This window comes from Methylibium rhizosphaerae (genome assembly GCF_006386545.1).
GTDB classification, from domain to species: Bacteria; Pseudomonadota; Gammaproteobacteria; order Burkholderiales; family Burkholderiaceae_C; genus Pseudorivibacter; species Pseudorivibacter rhizosphaerae.
In genome coordinates this window covers 85704-99679 of the sequence record NZ_SWAR01000011.1, presented here as the reverse complement: position 1 = coordinate 99679, position 13976 = coordinate 85704, and the positions used below count along the sequence as shown (strand labels likewise).

11 protein-coding genes are annotated in these 13976 nt (G+C 69.8%); 8 read left to right on the top strand and 3 right to left on the bottom strand.

Annotated elements, in window-relative coordinates; all coding sequences use genetic code 11:
* Positions 1–240 precede the first annotated feature (240 nt).
* Both E8D38_RS10760 and E8D38_RS10755 read right to left on the bottom strand, forming a co-directional pair.
* The gene (locus tag E8D38_RS10760) at positions 241–1467 is read right to left on the bottom strand and encodes an OmpA family protein (protein ID WP_246099432.1); all 1227 of its coding nucleotides are present in this window, start codon (positions 1465–1467) and stop codon (positions 241–243) included.
* Entirely contained in the window at positions 1464–3212 is a 1749-nt protein-coding gene (locus tag E8D38_RS10755; RefSeq protein ID WP_140629080.1) for a serine/threonine protein kinase, read from the bottom strand. Before E8D38_RS10755 ends, E8D38_RS10760 begins: the two co-directional genes overlap by 4 nt.
* Before the next feature lie 235 nt (positions 3213–3447).
* On the opposite strand from E8D38_RS10755, the gene E8D38_RS10750 reads away from it, so the two are divergent.
* The 4 genes from E8D38_RS10750 (at position 3448) to E8D38_RS10735 (ending at position 8291) form a co-directional block, all read left to right on the top strand.
* Positions 3448–5472 (top strand): protein kinase domain-containing protein, encoded by a 2025-nt coding sequence (locus E8D38_RS10750; protein ID WP_140629078.1) that lies wholly within the window; start codon positions 3448–3450, stop codon positions 5470–5472.
* A gap of 14 nt (positions 5473–5486) precedes the next feature.
* Positions 5487–6572 (top strand): polysaccharide deacetylase family protein, encoded by a 1086-nt coding sequence (locus E8D38_RS10745; RefSeq protein ID WP_140629076.1) that lies wholly within the window; start codon positions 5487–5489, stop codon positions 6570–6572.
* Between the two features lie 11 nt (positions 6573–6583).
* Positions 6584–7501, top strand: a complete 918-nt coding sequence (locus tag E8D38_RS10740) for a tetratricopeptide repeat protein (RefSeq protein ID WP_140629074.1) — start codon at positions 6584–6586, stop codon at positions 7499–7501.
* Between the two features lie 109 nt (positions 7502–7610).
* Positions 7611–8291 carry a GTP cyclohydrolase II gene (locus tag E8D38_RS10735; protein ID WP_140629071.1) on the top strand — a complete coding sequence of 227 codons (681 nt, stop codon included), beginning with the start codon at positions 7611–7613 and terminating at the stop codon, positions 8289–8291.
* 9 nt (positions 8292–8300) lie between these two features.
* Here E8D38_RS10735 and E8D38_RS10730 read toward each other — a convergent pair whose 3' ends face one another.
* The gene (locus tag E8D38_RS10730; RefSeq protein WP_181179047.1) at positions 8301–9239 is read right to left on the bottom strand and encodes a LysM peptidoglycan-binding domain-containing protein; all 939 of its coding nucleotides are present in this window, start codon (positions 9237–9239) and stop codon (positions 8301–8303) included.
* Between the two features lie 274 nt (positions 9240–9513).
* Between E8D38_RS10730 and E8D38_RS10725 the strand changes: the two genes are divergently transcribed.
* The 4 genes from E8D38_RS10725 to E8D38_RS10715 all read left to right on the top strand — a co-directional run bounded on the left by E8D38_RS10725 (position 9514) and on the right by E8D38_RS10715 (position 13820).
* A complete protein-coding gene (locus E8D38_RS10725; protein WP_246099431.1) occupies positions 9514–10812 on the top strand; it encodes a TIGR02270 family protein in 1299 nt (432 codons plus the stop codon).
* Positions 10813–10826: 14 nt separating this feature from the next.
* Positions 10827–10988: a hypothetical protein gene (locus E8D38_RS28265; RefSeq protein WP_181179045.1), complete on the top strand. Its 162-nt coding sequence runs from the start codon at positions 10827–10829 to the stop codon at positions 10986–10988.
* A 119-nt stretch (positions 10989–11107) separates the two neighbouring features.
* Positions 11108–13006: a type VI secretion system-associated FHA domain protein TagH gene (gene tagH, locus E8D38_RS10720; protein ID WP_140629065.1), complete on the top strand. Its 1899-nt coding sequence runs from the start codon at positions 11108–11110 to the stop codon at positions 13004–13006.
* Positions 13007–13034: 28 nt separating this feature from the next.
* Complete coding sequence (locus tag E8D38_RS10715) at positions 13035–13820, top strand: PP2C family protein-serine/threonine phosphatase (protein ID WP_140629062.1); 786 nt, start codon at positions 13035–13037, stop codon at positions 13818–13820.
* Positions 13821–13976 lie beyond the last annotated feature (156 nt).

Sequence of the window (13976 nt, the reverse complement as noted above, 5' to 3'; positions counted from 1 at the left end):
GTCTTGCCTTCGCCCGATGCCTTCATGCGCTGGCGCGACGTAGTTGTGCAGCGGTTGGTCAGTGGGCTCGACAAGCAAGGCGCTTCCGCTCGGAGAACGACTGTCTATCGACGTGCTCGACCCCGAGGCGCCAGCACGGTCTCAGCCAGCAAAAGACCTGCAGCGACTTGCGCGGACCGACAACCCTTAACACGGCGAGTCGCAGACTTCGCCCCATGAGCAGGACGGTCGTGTCAGTCCTCAACACCCCACAATCTTGAACTCCACCCTCCGATCCAGCGCATCCGTCGCATCATCCGTCCCCGTCCCGATGATGTTCTCGCGGAAGCCCACGCCGCTGGCCTTCGTGCGCGTCACCAACTCCGGTGCCTCGGCGGCGAGCTTCTGACGGATCGCCGTCGCGCGTTGCTCCGACAAACGGTCGTTGTAGGGCTCGCTGCCCGTGCGGCTGGTGTGGCCCACCACGTTCATGCAGACCTTCTCGCTGGCGCTGTAGCGCGCGATCTGCCGCAACCAGATGGGGTACGGGCCGCTGATCTTCGGGTCGGGCCAGAAGTCGGTGCTGTTGGGCTTGAACAGGAACTTCACGCCCAGGTTGTTGTTGGCAATGCCATAGGCCACCACCTTGCCGAAGGCCTGCTCGGCCTCCGTGTTCTTGCCAAGCTTCATGCAGGTGAGGTAGATGCCGTTGAGCGTGCGCATCTGTTCGCCGCTGGGCGTGGCGAGCACGGTCTTGTAGAGGTCCAGCGCTTCCTGGTAGCGGTCGCCGTTGTACAGCTGCGTGGCTTCGTTGATGGTGGCCGCCGTGGTCACGCGCTGGAAGTACGCCGGGTCGGCCGGCTTGCCGGGTTGCGTGGCGCTGGTGCGGATGTAGCCATCGACCACGCCGTCCTTCACGAGGATGGGGCTGTCGCGGTAGTAGGGCGTGGGCGTGGTGTCGAGGTTGTCGTCGCGTGCGCGTGACGACGATTGCGCCACCACCATGCCGTTTTTCGTGTCGGTGAGCGCGAGGTCGATCTGGAACGGCGGGCGCCCGCCGGCTTTGGCGGCGGCCTGCACGCGTGTGAGCGTGCCCGTCAGCAGGTACTGGGCCTTGCCCAGGCTGGCCGGCTGGAACGGCAGCACCTCGAACTGGTTGCCGCGCAGGCGCATCGTCACGCGTTCTTCAAGCTGCCGCGTCAGCGCGGTCTGCTGGCCCGAGGGGCTTTCGAACATGGGGTCGATGACGACGGCACGCGTGCCGGTGAGCTTGGCCACGAAGGCCGGCAGCTTCTGGGTCTGCGCCATCAGGTTGTCGGTGGCCTGGGCGACCGCCTGCTCGAAGGCCACTTCGTCGGTGCTGGCCGCGGGCGGGGGCGGCGTGGCGCAGCCGGCAAGCAGCGCTCCGATGAGGAGCAGCGAGGCCCACAGTGCAAGGTCAGGCCGCGACATGGCGGCCGCACGCTGAAGAAGAGGGTTCGCTTTCATTGCCCGCACTCCTGTTTGAGGATGTCCTTCTCTTCGGTGGTGAGGGGCTCACCGAGCGAGACGCGCTGGATGATGTCGATGCAGCGGCGAGACTGGGACGCCCGTGCCGTGCTCGTGGTGACGGGGCGGCGATCTGCAGCCGTGCTGCGCGTGACCCGTGCGACCACCGGTGCAGGCTCTGCGGGGGCTGGCGTCGGTGTGGCTGCTGCCTGCACCGCCACGTCGGCCGGCGCCGGATCGTCAAGGGGGGCGGTGCTGGTGCCTGAGGAGCCGAGCGCTTCAGCGGCGCCGCCGGAAGCGGGCGGGGTCAGCCCGCCCACCTGGGTCTGCACCGCCGTCGGTGTGGAGGCCGACTCGATCGGAGCCGGCGCGGTTTCGGTGCTGACCGCCGCATTGTCTTCATCGTGGGTGCGGTAGCGCACCGTGGCGCTGCTTTCGGGCGGTGACGCGGTGAACTCGACCAGCAGGTAGACCAGCCCGACGGAGGCTGCCACGGCGGCGGCCACGGCGGCGCCGGCCAGCGCCAGGGTGCGGCGCCCGCGGCGGTCTTGCGATGACGCGGCGGGTCGCCCGGTGGCCGGGGCCTGCGTGGGCAGCGAAAGGTCGACGGGGGCCGCAACGGTTGCGGCCGCGCTGCCGCTGACGGTGAACATCGAGGTGGCGAACGAAGGCTCGCGCCGCGAAGCCGTGGCGGGCGAGGCATTGCCCAGCATCGGCTCGCGTGTCGACCTGGCCGCTGTGGCGGGTGCCGTGGCCGGCGGTGACCACGGGGCTGGGGCGGGGCCGGCGGCAGGGGCCGGCAGCGCCAGCAGCGCGCGCATCTCGGCCGCACTCTGCGGCCGGTCCTGGGGCTGCACCGCGAGCGAGCGGTCGATCGCCTGCAGGAACGCCTGGCTGTAGCGTGCGGCCGCCAGCTGCGCGAGCGGCACGTATTTGTCGGACAGGAAGCGCTGCACCGCCGGCGGCGGTGTCTGCCCGGTGATGGCGTAGTGCATCACCGAGCCCAGGGCATACAGGTCGGTCCACGCGCCCTGTTTCATCTCGGGCATCTCGCCGTACTGTTCCACCGGCGCGTAGCCGGTCTTCAGGATGACGGTGAGCGCGCGCTGCATGTCGCCGATGACACGCCGCGCCGCGCCGAAGTCGAGCAGCAGCGGGCGCCCGTCGGGCTGGATGAGGATGTTGTCGGGCGAGATGTCGCGGTGGTAGCAGCGCGCCTCGTGCATCTGCTCCAGCGCGTTGAGCAGGTGCTCCAGCAGGTGGCGCAGCCAGGCCTCGTCGGGCGGGCCCTTGCGTTGCTTGAGGGTGCGGCCCAGCGTCGTGCCGGCGTAGTAGGGCATCACCATGTAGGCGGTGCCGTGGGCTTCCCAGAAGCGGTAGACCTTCAGCAGCGACGGGTGGTCGAACTGCGCCAGCAGGCGCGCCTCGTTGATGAAGCTGCGCAGGCCTGCGGCGAAGGTTTCGGCATGGCGCTCCGAACGCACCGAGACGGTCAACGCCTGTGTGCGCGAGGCCAGCTCGGCGGGCATGTACTCCTTGATGGCGACCTGCCGGCTGAGCGAATGGTCGTAGGCGAGGTAGACGATGCCGAAGCCGCCCTCGCCGATCACGGACAGCACCTCGAACTCGGCCAGGCGAGTGCCCGCCGGCAAGGCGTTCGCGGGCCCGTCGAGCGCCCTGTTGCGCCCCGAGCTCGGCACCAAACCCTTGCTGATGGTCCGTTCGTTGTCGTCGGGTGTCGTCATGGTCTCGCTTCGGCCCCGATCAAAAGGTACTCCAACCAGAGCGTTTGTCACGATGACCTTCGACCTTTGGCGCCCTGATGTTCTAGGGGGTTTCCCCGCGTTTCGGGGGCGCCGGCCGCAGCTGCCCGGCGGGGCCGGTCAGTGACTTTCGGACATTGCACCGGCCTGTGCCGGCGTACAGCATCCGGTCTGGTTCGGCGGTGCCTGGCTTTTCCAGGGAGTAGGGCTCAACGCAATGTCACAACCACCAGGAAATTCCGGCGCCAAGGTCCCCGGCGGCGCCTCTGCCGGTGTTGCCACGCCGGTCCCACCCGCCGGCAACGACGACGACGATGAAGTCACCCGCATCGTGCCGGTGAGCGCGGTGCCCCAGGCCCCGGCCGGCCCGGCGGCCGACAGGGCCGGCAGCAGCGGCCCCGGCAGCAGCGGCCCGGTCACCCAGCCGCTCCATTCCACCGGCGCGCCGCCCGCCGCAGCGCCGCAGACGCCGGCGCGGCATTCCAGCGAAACCCTGCCGGGCGGCGCGCGCGCGGGCGGGCTCACGGTGCGGCAGGTCGGCCGCTACGTCATCCAGGACCGGCTCGGCCGCGGCGGCATGGCCACCGTGTTCAAGGCGCACGACCCCGGCATCGGCCGCGACGTGGCCATCAAGTTCCTGCATGCCACGCTCTGCGAAGACGGCGAGTACCGGGCGCGCTTCCTGCGCGAGGCGCGCGCCGCCGGCGGCCTTTCGCACCCCAACATCGTCACCGTGCACGACGTCGGCGAGATCGAGGGCCGGCCCTACATGGCCATGGAGCTGCTCGACGGCGACGCGCTGTCCGACGTGATGGAAAGCGGCAAGCCGCTGCCGGTTCGCGACGTGGTGGTCATGGGCATCCAGCTCGCGCGCGCACTCGACTACGCGCATGCCCACGGCATCGTCCATCGCGACATCAAGCCCGGCAACATCGTGCGGCTGAAGGGCACGCAGACCATCAAGGTCACCGACTTCGGCATCGCGCACATGGAGTCCACCAGCTCCGAGCAGCGCACCCGCGTGGGCGACGTGCTGGGCACGCCGCAGTACATGTCTCCCGAGCAGACGCAGGGCGACAAGCTCGACGGCCGCTCCGACCTCTTCTCGGTCGGCATCGTGCTCTACCAGATGCTGACCGGCCAGCGGCCATTCCTGGGCGACAGCCTCGTCGCGCTGGCGATGAAGATCGCCAAGGAAGACCCGCCGCCCATCGAGAAGCTGCGCCCCGACGTGCCCTCGGCCCTGCGGCGGGTGGTCGAGCGCTGCCTCGCCAAGTCGCCCGACCGGCGCTTCCAGACCGGCAAGGAGCTGTCCGATGCGCTCACGCGCGTGCTCGGCGATCTCGACGAGGCCGCGCGGCAGAAGGACAAGCCGCGCATCGTGCCGCTGCGGGTGAAGTGGGCCAGCATGATGGCGCTCATCGTCGCCGGCGTGATGGCGCTGGCGGCCGGCGTGATCCACCAGCGGCAGTACGCGGCGATGATCAACCAGGTCACCGACAACGGTGCCGCGCTGGCGCGCTTCATCGCCGCGCAGAACGCGGTGGCCGCGCTGGGCGAAGACTGGGTCACGGTCGAGGTGGCGGTGCAGGAGATCATGAAGACACGCGATTTCGAAAGCGTGACCGTGATCGATCGCTCAGGCATCGTGCGCGCGGCCAGCAACAGCACGCTGCTGGGGCAGGCCTACAAGCCACCGGCCGCCGAGGCCATCTCCAACAAGCGGGTCGACGGGGTGGCGATGTCGCGCTACGCCGTCGGCGCTGAAACCGTGCTCGGGTTCGAGGCGCCGATCACCTTCCAGGACAAGCAGGTCGGCCGCGTGGCTCTCGGCCTGCCGGAGCGGCCGCTCATCTATGTGGCGCGGCTGTCGATGGGCCTGATGGCGGTGCTGGTGGTGGTGACCGTGCTGGCGGTGGCCGTGGCCATGTACTTCGTGGCCAACTGGTTCGCGCAGCCGATCAAGCTGGTCATCGAGTCCATGGGCGAGATTGCCAAGGGCCGCTTCGACCACCGCATCCGCGAACAGCGCAAGGACGAATTCGGCCTGCTGTACGCAGCCTTCGACCAGATGGCGCAGGCGCTGCAGGACCGGGCCGCCGGGGCGGGCAGCAGCTCGCCGCCCACGCCGGTGCCGCCGGCACGCCTGAACGACCCGCCCACGGCGCCTGCGCACCGCCCCATGACCGCCGGGCGCCCGGCGCAGCCCAACCCAGGCAGCGCTTCCAAACCGACCACCTGAGGAGGGCACAGCAGATGGCCGACGCCGTATTCCACGGCTTGCTGCGTCGTGCGACAGCAGCGTCGGCATGGCTGGCCGGCGCCTGTGTGCTGGCCGGCTGTGCGGGCACGCCGGCCGAGGCGCCCCGCGACGCGCCGGCGCCGCGGGCCGCCGCCGCGCCGGCTGCTGCACCACCGGCCACCGGCGAGGTGCTCGGCAGGAGCGATCGCTTCGTCATCTACGTGCCCAGGTCCGATGAAACGCTGCGTTCGGTCGCCGCCCGGTTCCTGGGCAGCGAAGACCGCTACTGGGTGATCGGCGATTTCAACAACATCACCCGGCCCGAGGCCGGGCAGCCGCTGGTGGTGCCGCTCAAGCCGATCAATCCCGCGGGTGTGACGGCCGAGCAATACCAGACCGTGCCCATCCTCTGCTACCACCGCTTCGGCGGCAGCAGCTCGGGCGCCAACAAGATGGTGGTGTCGTCCGCCAACTTCGCTGCCCAGCTCGAATGGCTCAAGCGCAACGACTACCACGTGGTGCGCCTGTCGCAGCTGGTGGGCTACCTCGAAGGCAGGCAGCCGCTGCCCAAGCGGTCGGTCGTCATCACCATCGACGACGGCTACGAGTCCGTGTACCGCCACGCCCTGCCGCTGCTGCGCAAGTACAACTTCCCGGCCACGCTGTTCGCCTACACCGACTTCATCGGCGCGGGCGACGCGCTCACCTGGCCACAGATGCAGGAGCTGGCGGCCTCCGGCCTGGTGGACATCCAGTCGCATTCGAAGACCCACCGCAACCTCATCGAGCGCGCGCCGGGTGAAACCGACGACCGCTACCGGCAGCTGATCGACACCGAAGCCCGCGCTCCCCGAGAGCTGCTCGAGAGGCGACTGCCGGTGCAGGTGCGCCACTTTGCCTATCCCTATGGCGATGCCAACGAGGTCGTGCTCGACGCGCTGACGCGCAACCAGTACCAGCTGGCGGTGACGGTGAACCCGGGGGGCAACGCGTTCTTCTCGCAGCCGCTGATGTTGCGCCGGACCATGATCTTCGGGGACCACGACCTCGAAGCCTTCAAGGCCAAGCTGCAGATCAGCCGGGGGATCAGCCTGCCATGAGCAACAGCCCCATGACAGCAGCCCATCGGCGAGCGCGGCGCGGGCTGCTTGCTGTGGTGCCGCCCGCGTGTGCGCTGCTCGTGGCCTGCGCCTCGGCGCCGCCACCGGAGGCGCCCGCCGATGGGCCGCAGGACGAACCCTCGCCGCAGGCCGTCGTGACCCAGGCGCCGGCGCACGCGTTCGAGCAGCGCCAGCGTGAACGTGCCGCCGGCCTGGGCCGGCAGGGGCGGCTGGCTGACGCGGCGGTGGCCTGGGAGCTGCTCACCGTGCTGCGGCCCGAAAGCGCCGAATACCGCGAACGCCTGGCCGAGGTGCGCAGGCAGGCCGAAGCCGCGGCCGCCGAACGCATGCAGCGAGCCGCCGCGGTCCACAAGCGGGGCGAACTAGACAACGCCACGCTTCACTACCTTTCGGTGCTGGCGGTGCAGCCCGAGCATGCACAGGCTGCGGAAGCGCTGCGCAGCATCGAGCGCGATCGCAACAAGCGCTACTACCTCGGCAAGCTCTCGCGCATCACGCTCACTCGGCGCGCCACGCAGGAGAGCGAAGTGGCTGCCGCGCCCAGGCGGCTGCAACCCGCTGCCGCCGACCGCAACGACCTCGAGCACGCGACCATGCTGGCCACGCAGGGCGAGTTCGACACGGCCATCCAGCTGCTCGAACGCCACCTCGCCGCTGACCGGCGCGACGACGGCGCGCGGCTGCTGCTGGCCGAGGTCTACTACCAGAAGGGTGAGAAGCTCGCCGCGCGCGACAAGGCCTCCGCCATTGCCGCGCTCGAACGATGCGTGCGGCTCGACGCTGCGCATGCTCGCGCGACGGCCCTGCTGAAGGAGCTGCGCGGCGGCAACGGTGGCGGCGCCGCGGCGGCGGCCAGGCCTTCCGGCGCCACGGCTGCGCCCCGCCCGGCCACGCCGGACCCACGCTGAACAGCCTCGCTGTGCATACTTTTTGAAGGGCGAGATCAACGAACTTCATTTCCGAGGCCGGCCGCGCAGGGCAACATCCGGTCATTCCCAAGACCGGAAGAGATCACGGATGTCTGCAGTCGCGTTCCTCTCGACGGAGCCTGCTTCCGCCGCCGATGCCCAGCCTGGCGTGCGGGTGCGCACCGCCGTCGAAGTCCCGGTGGTGCTGGCCGATGGCCGCACGGTCACGGCGAGCTTCATCACCTTCCATGGCCTCGCCGATGGCCGTGAGCACTTCGCATTGCGCTTCGGCAAGCCGCAGGAACAGGCAACCCCGCTGGTGCGCCTGCATTCCGAATGTCTCACCGGCGACGTGTTCGGCTCAGCCCGATGCGACTGCGGCCCGCAGCTGCGCGAAGCCATGCTGCGGCTGCACGAGCAGGGCGGCTACCTGCTCTACCTGCGGCAGGAAGGGCGTGGCATCGGCCTGTTCGCCAAGCTCGATGCCTACCGCCTGCAGGACAGCGGGCTGGACACCTACGAAGCCAATCGCATGCTCGGCTTCGACGAGGACGCGCGCGACTACGGTGTCGCGGCCCGCATGCTGGAGGCGCTGAACGTGCCTCGGATCAAGCTGCTGTCGAACAACCCTGACAAGCGAACGCAACTCAGCGCGGCCGGTATCGAGGTATCAACCCAGGTGCCGACCGGCGTGTTCGCCGGCCCGGACAACCTGCGCTACCTGCATGCCAAGGTGAGGCACAGGCAACACACCCTCGAACTGCCCGCTTCGGCGTCGAGCGTTGCCTGAAGGGACGGGTTACTTCAGCCCCTTCAGGCGCTCGCGCAGCTCCACGGCCTTCTGACGCTCCAGCTTGGCCGTTCCGTTGTTCGGGTCGAGTTCGAGCACGCGGTCCCAGGCTGCAATGGCGACGTCGAGGTCCTGCTTCGCAAAGGCGCTGCGAGCGCGCAAGGTGTGGCGCGACACCAGCGACTTGCGCACCTGCTCCACCTTGGCAGGGGCGGCGGCCTGATCGAGGCTGGCTGCCCGGCGGTACTCGCCATAGGCGCGGTCCAGGTCACCGGCCTTTTCTGCGGCCTCGCCGGCACGCATGGCCCTTTCACCGGGCGTCGGCTCGGGGGGCGGCGTCGGCGCAGGCGGCGGCGTGGGCGCCGGGGGCTGTGGTGCCGGCGCGGCTACCGGCGGCGGCGGTGTGGGAGCCGGCGGGGGCCTGACTTCGGGCCGCGGCTTGCCGGGAATGCGGATGGTCTGGCCGCCCGCCACCTGGCGCGGCACCAGGATGCCGTTGTAGCGGGCCAGGATGTAGAAGGAATAGATGTCGCCGAGGAAGCGCCCGGCAATGCCGGACAGCGTGTCATTCGGCCGCACCTGGTACGGGAAGGACTCGCGGCCCAGCGTGGCGATCGGGTCTGCGGTGATCTGGCGCATCAGGTTCTGCGCCAGCTTGTTGTTCGGATCGGTATTGAGCGCCTGCTGCAGTTCGGCCTTGGCCTGCTCTTCGTTGCCCGCTTCGAGCAGGCCCACGGCCGTCTGCGCATGCCGTTGCGCCTGCTGCTGCGCCACCGCAGAAACCGGCCCGCTGGGCACCGGTGCAGTGGTGGGCGTCGGATCGGGGCTGGCGATGGTTCCGCCCGATTCACCCGCTATGGGCGAAGGGGGCGGCGCGGGCGCCTTGGTTTCGCAAGCTGCCAACAGGCCGGCGGCACAGAGGAGCAGGGCAAGGCGCGTCTTCGTCATGAGCTTGGCTGGTTTGTCTTCTCGCATCACGGATGTCGCTGCATTCGGTGCAGCGTCACATACGAAGGGCCGACGAGGTTGACACGCTGCATGACGTCGGACTCTGAAGCCCCGCAGGGGCGGACGATTATTGATCGGACGATGAATCGGGCACAAGCACGGGCAGCGGACCGCCGCATGCTGCGTGGCCTGGGGTTCACACGGCTGCACAGGGGCCGGGGCCAGGTGACTTTCGTTCATTGCCGTGCTGTCAACCTGCGACCAGCATGAGCCCATGACCGAGCACTCGACGACGCAGGTGTTCTCGCGGCCGCCCATTGCCGTGGTAGTGCAGCAGCATGCAGAAGAAAGCGCCGTGCTGCGCCACGTGCGCTCGGTGCTCGTGCGCGCCCCGCACGTGAAGCTGCACCACCTGCGCCGGCTCGACGACCGCATTGCCGCACACCTCGACGGTCTGGCCGTGGCCGGCACCTATGGCACGCAGTGCTGTGCGGCGGGGTTGGCCAGCCCCGGCGCCGGCGAAGTGTTTGCATGCACCGTGCGGGCCATCGAGGAGCGCGACAGCCGGGCGCTCGACCGTCTGCTCGCCGTCACGGCCGAGCTGCCCGATGTCAAGCGTGGCCTCCTGTCAGCCTTCGGCTGGGTTTCGGCACGGCAACTGCAGGGCATTGCAAGAGCGCTGCTGGGTGCGCCGGATGCACTGCGGCGCGAAGTCGGCCTCGCAGCCTGCCGGCTGCACCGGGCCGACCCGGGGCCTGTGCTCGCCGCGGCCTTGCGTGATGCCGACCCATCGGTGCGCCGTGGCGCCCTGCGCGCAGCGGCCGAGCTGGGCCGCACCGATCTGCTGGAGCACGCACTCGTCATGCTGGCCGGTGAAGACGAGGACCTCGTGTTCCGCGCGGCCTGTTCCGCCTGCCTGCTGGGCGACCGTGATGCGTCCTTGCGCGTGCTGGCGCTCTTTGCGCAGCGCAAGGGCGAACGTTCCTGGCAGGCGGTCTCCCTGCTGTTGCTGGCCGGAGAGTTCGGCCAGGCGCGGCAGCTGGTGCGCGACATGGCCAGGGAGGCACCTGCTTCGCTCGAACACAAGCGCCGGCTGGTGCAGGCCTGCGGGCTGCTGGGCGATGTGCAGTTCGTGCCGTGGCTCATCGACCTGATGACCGAAGACACGCTGGCGCGCGTGGCCGGCGAGTCCTTTTCACTGATCACCGGTGCGGACCTCGCAGCACTGGACCTCGAGCGCAAGACCGCGCCCGAGGGCGTGCAAAACGGCCCGAACGACGACCCCGAAGACAGCGACGTGGCGCTCGACGAAGACGAAAGCCTGCCGTGGCCGGACCGCGATCTGGTCCAGAAGTGGTGGCAGGCCCATGCCGGCGACCTGCCGGCCGAGCGGCGGGTGTTCATGGGGGCGGTACCGGGTGCCGAACACTGCGCGAAAGTGCTGCGGGAAGGTTTCCAGCGCCAGCGGGCCGTGGCCGTCCAGCACTTGTGCCTGGCACGTCCAGGTACGCCGATGTTTCCCATTGCCGCGCCGGCCTGGCGCCAGCAGCGGCAACTCGCACCCGGCAACTGACCCGGGGCGCAACCTTGGACCCGCGCTGGCTGTTTCCGGTGCTGTCTGCCGCCTTCGCGGTGGCGGCCGGCATGCGCTGGTTGCGGGTGCGCCGTGCGGACCCGGCCGCGCGCACCTGGGGCACGCTGGCGGTGCTGTTCGGGCTGGTCTCGGCCTGGCTGCACTGGGCCGCATAGCGGCAGGTTTTCGCCCGGGCCAGCCCGGCGTGCGCCAAATGACTTTCGGTCATTGAAGGGGCCTGCGCGGCAGACCACCATGGTTGCGCTACCGGATCACGTTGCCGGACAAAACCATCATGACCCTGACCCTGCGCGCGGTATCGCTCAACGACCAGCCGTTGACACAGCCGATCACGGCGCATTTCGACGCGAAGGGCGGCACCATCGGGCGTTCCGACCACAACACCATGGCGTTGCCCGATCCCGAGCGCCACATCTCGCGCCAGCAGGCGCAGATCAGCATCGGCGGCGAAGGCGGCTACCTCATCAAGAACGTCGGCAGCGCCAACCCCATCATCGTGCGGGGGCAGCCGTTGTCGCAGGGCGAGACCACGCCGCTTGTGCATAGCGACCAGGTGCGCATCGGCGGTTACCTGCTCGAAGTCATCGAGGAGCGTGATCAGGACAGCGAAGCCTCGACGATCACCCGCGGCAGGGCTGTGGTCGATGCGCACACGCCGCCGCCGCAGCGGGGAGGCGCACCGGCACACGGCAGCGGCAGCATGCCTCGCACGCCGGTCGCCTCGGGCAGCCCCTTCGCCGAACTCGGGGCGCCGTTGTCGAGCAGCAACCCGTTCGCCGACCTGCTGGGCACACCGGCGCCGCTGCCTCGACAGGCGGCCAGAGGTTCACCGGTGCCTCCATCGGACCCGTTCGCTGACCTGGGCTTCGGCGCACCGGCGGGCATTCCGGCGGACTCGACGGCCTGGGCGCCGCCACCGCAGCGGGAGGTCATGCCGCGCCTGCCGGACGACTTCGACCCCTTTGCAGCGCCGCCCGCCGGCGCGCCGGTGCTGCCGCCCGCGTCGTCGGCCCCCGCGGGCGCCGGCGCGTTCGACGACCTCATTCCGAGCGCGGCGCCGGCGTCGATCGACGAGATGTTCGGACTGGGCGGTGCGGCGCCGACGCAGCAGGGCGATCCCCTGGCCGGTTTCCTGGCCGACTCGCCGCCGCAGGGCAGGGCCGGCGATGCCGCTCACAACGAGATCGGCGGATCGGTGCTGCCCACCGATCCGCTCGCGCTGTTTGGCGGTGCGCCTGCACCCATCGCGGCCGGCGCTTCGCAGGCGGCCGCCGACCATACGCCGGAGCTGCGGGGGGCCTTCCGCCCGCCGGGATTCATGCCGGCGCGCTCGGCGCCGTTGCCGGAGCCGCCGGGCGCCTCGCCGGTGTTGCCCACGGGCATCGACTGGATGGCCGCACCCGCACCTGCACCCGCACCGGCACCGGTGCCAGCGCCCAGTGCCGATCCACCGCCGCCCGCCGCATTCGCCAAGCCCATGCCCCAGCCGGTGACGCCGCCGCCCCGCGAGCCGGTGCCCGCCAGCGCCGGGGCCGAGGCCGGAACCTGGGCAGGCGACACACAGGATCTGTGGCGGGCCTTTTGCGAAGGCGCCGGCCTGCGCTTCGAACCGCCGCAGGGACTCAACCCCGAGCTGATGCGCGTGATGGGCACGCTCATGCGCACCGCGGTCGAGGGCGCGCTGCAGCTGATGGCGGTGCGTGCGGCCACCAAGCACGAGCTGCGCGCACAGGTCACGATCATCCAGGCGCGCAACAACAACCCGCTGAAGTTCTCGCCCGATGCCCAGTCGGCCCTGGAGCAGATGCTGCAGCCGCCGGTGCGCGGCTTCATGAGCGGGCCGGCCGCCATGACCGACGCGATGAACGACCTGGTGGGCCACGCCATCGGCACCATGGCCGGCACGCGTGCCGCTCTGGAAGGCGTGCTCGGCCGCTTCCGCCCCACGGAGCTCGAAGCCAAGCTGGTGGGCAAGAGCGTGCTCGACAGCCTGCTGCCGATGAACCGCAAGGCCAAGCTGTGGGAGCTGTACCTCACGCATTTCGAAGCCATACGAGAAGAAGCCCAGGAGGACTTCCACACGCTGTTCGGCAAGGCCTTCCTGGCTGCCTACGAGCAGCAACTGGAGCGGTTGCAGCGCGAGAAGGCGGGCCGCGCCTCGCCCGCGGCGTGAAGCGGCAGAGGAGGGAGGGGCGGCCATCATGCTCGACATCGCCATCGCCACACGCAGCGAACGCGGCAAGCGCGAGAACAACGAAGACGATCTGAGTGCCGGTCGCGTGGGCAGCGGCTGGTATGCGGTGCTGGCTGACGGCGCCGGCGGGCATGCGCATGGCGCCGAGGCTTCCCAGATCGCGGTGGACTGTGTCGAGGAGGTGATGCACCGCGAGGAGCCGCAGTTTTCTCCCGAGCATCTGCACCACACGGTGCTCGCGGCGCATGCCGAAGTGCAGCGCCACCAGCAGCCCGGCGACGGCGCGAGCCGCATGCATTCCACCATCGTGGTGCTGTGGGTCGACGGCAGCAGCGACCGCGCGCTGTGGTCGCATGTGGGCGACTCGCGGCTCTACCGGCTGCGCAACGGCGCGATCGACCTCGTGACCAGCGACGACAGCGTGGTGCAGCGCATGGTGGACGCCGGCCTCCTCACCGCGCAGCAGGCGCAGCACCACCCCAAGAAGAACCAGCTGATCGCCGCGCTGGGCATCCAGGATGCGGTGGAGCCTCACACGCTGGCGCAGCCGGTGGCCATCGAGGAGGGGGATGCCTTCCTGCTGTGCAGCGACGGCTGGTGGGACTCCCTCGAGGAGTCCGTGATCACTGACACGCTGAACGACGCATCCAGCCCTGACGAGTGGCTGACCGCGATGCAGCGTCACATCGAAGCGCTCGACCACCCCAGGCAGGACAACTTCAGCGCGGTGGCGGTGTGGGTGGGCGACCCGGGCGCCACGACCCGGATCATGGGCGACGTCACGCTGCCCTGAGGGCGCCACCGAGGTTTCCGCATCGAGGGCGGACGCGCCGGCCGTGAATTCCTGCGGCGGCGCCAGCGTGCCGTCATGGGGTCGTTAGAAGTCCGTCATGACTGCCAGAGGCAGGCTTCCTAGCATCGAAACAACGCGTTTTCGGGTCATCGGAAA

Excerpts from the sequence above, each read along its gene's own strand:
- E8D38_RS10760 (WP_246099432.1), bottom strand. The coding sequence starts at position 1,467 with ATGAAAGCGAACCCTCTTCTTCAGCGTGCGGCCGCCATGTCGCGGCCT.
- E8D38_RS10755 (WP_140629080.1), bottom strand. The coding sequence starts at position 3,212 with ATGACGACACCCGACGACAACGAACGGACCATCAGCAAGGGTTTGGTG.
- E8D38_RS10750 (WP_140629078.1), top strand. The coding sequence starts at position 3,448 with ATGTCACAACCACCAGGAAATTCCGGCGCCAAGGTCCCCGGCGGCGCC.
- E8D38_RS10745 (WP_140629076.1), top strand. The coding sequence starts at position 5,487 with ATGGCCGACGCCGTATTCCACGGCTTGCTGCGTCGTGCGACAGCAGCG.
- E8D38_RS10740 (WP_140629074.1), top strand. The coding sequence starts at position 6,584 with ATGACAGCAGCCCATCGGCGAGCGCGGCGCGGGCTGCTTGCTGTGGTG.
- E8D38_RS10735 (WP_140629071.1), top strand. The coding sequence starts at position 7,611 with ATGTCTGCAGTCGCGTTCCTCTCGACGGAGCCTGCTTCCGCCGCCGAT.
- E8D38_RS10730 (WP_181179047.1), bottom strand. The coding sequence starts at position 9,239 with ATGACGAAGACGCGCCTTGCCCTGCTCCTCTGTGCCGCCGGCCTGTTG.
- E8D38_RS10725 (WP_246099431.1), top strand. The coding sequence starts at position 9,514 with ATGACCGAGCACTCGACGACGCAGGTGTTCTCGCGGCCGCCCATTGCC.
- tagH (WP_140629065.1), top strand. The coding sequence starts at position 11,108 with ATGACCCTGACCCTGCGCGCGGTATCGCTCAACGACCAGCCGTTGACA.
- E8D38_RS10715 (WP_140629062.1), top strand. The coding sequence starts at position 13,035 with ATGCTCGACATCGCCATCGCCACACGCAGCGAACGCGGCAAGCGCGAG.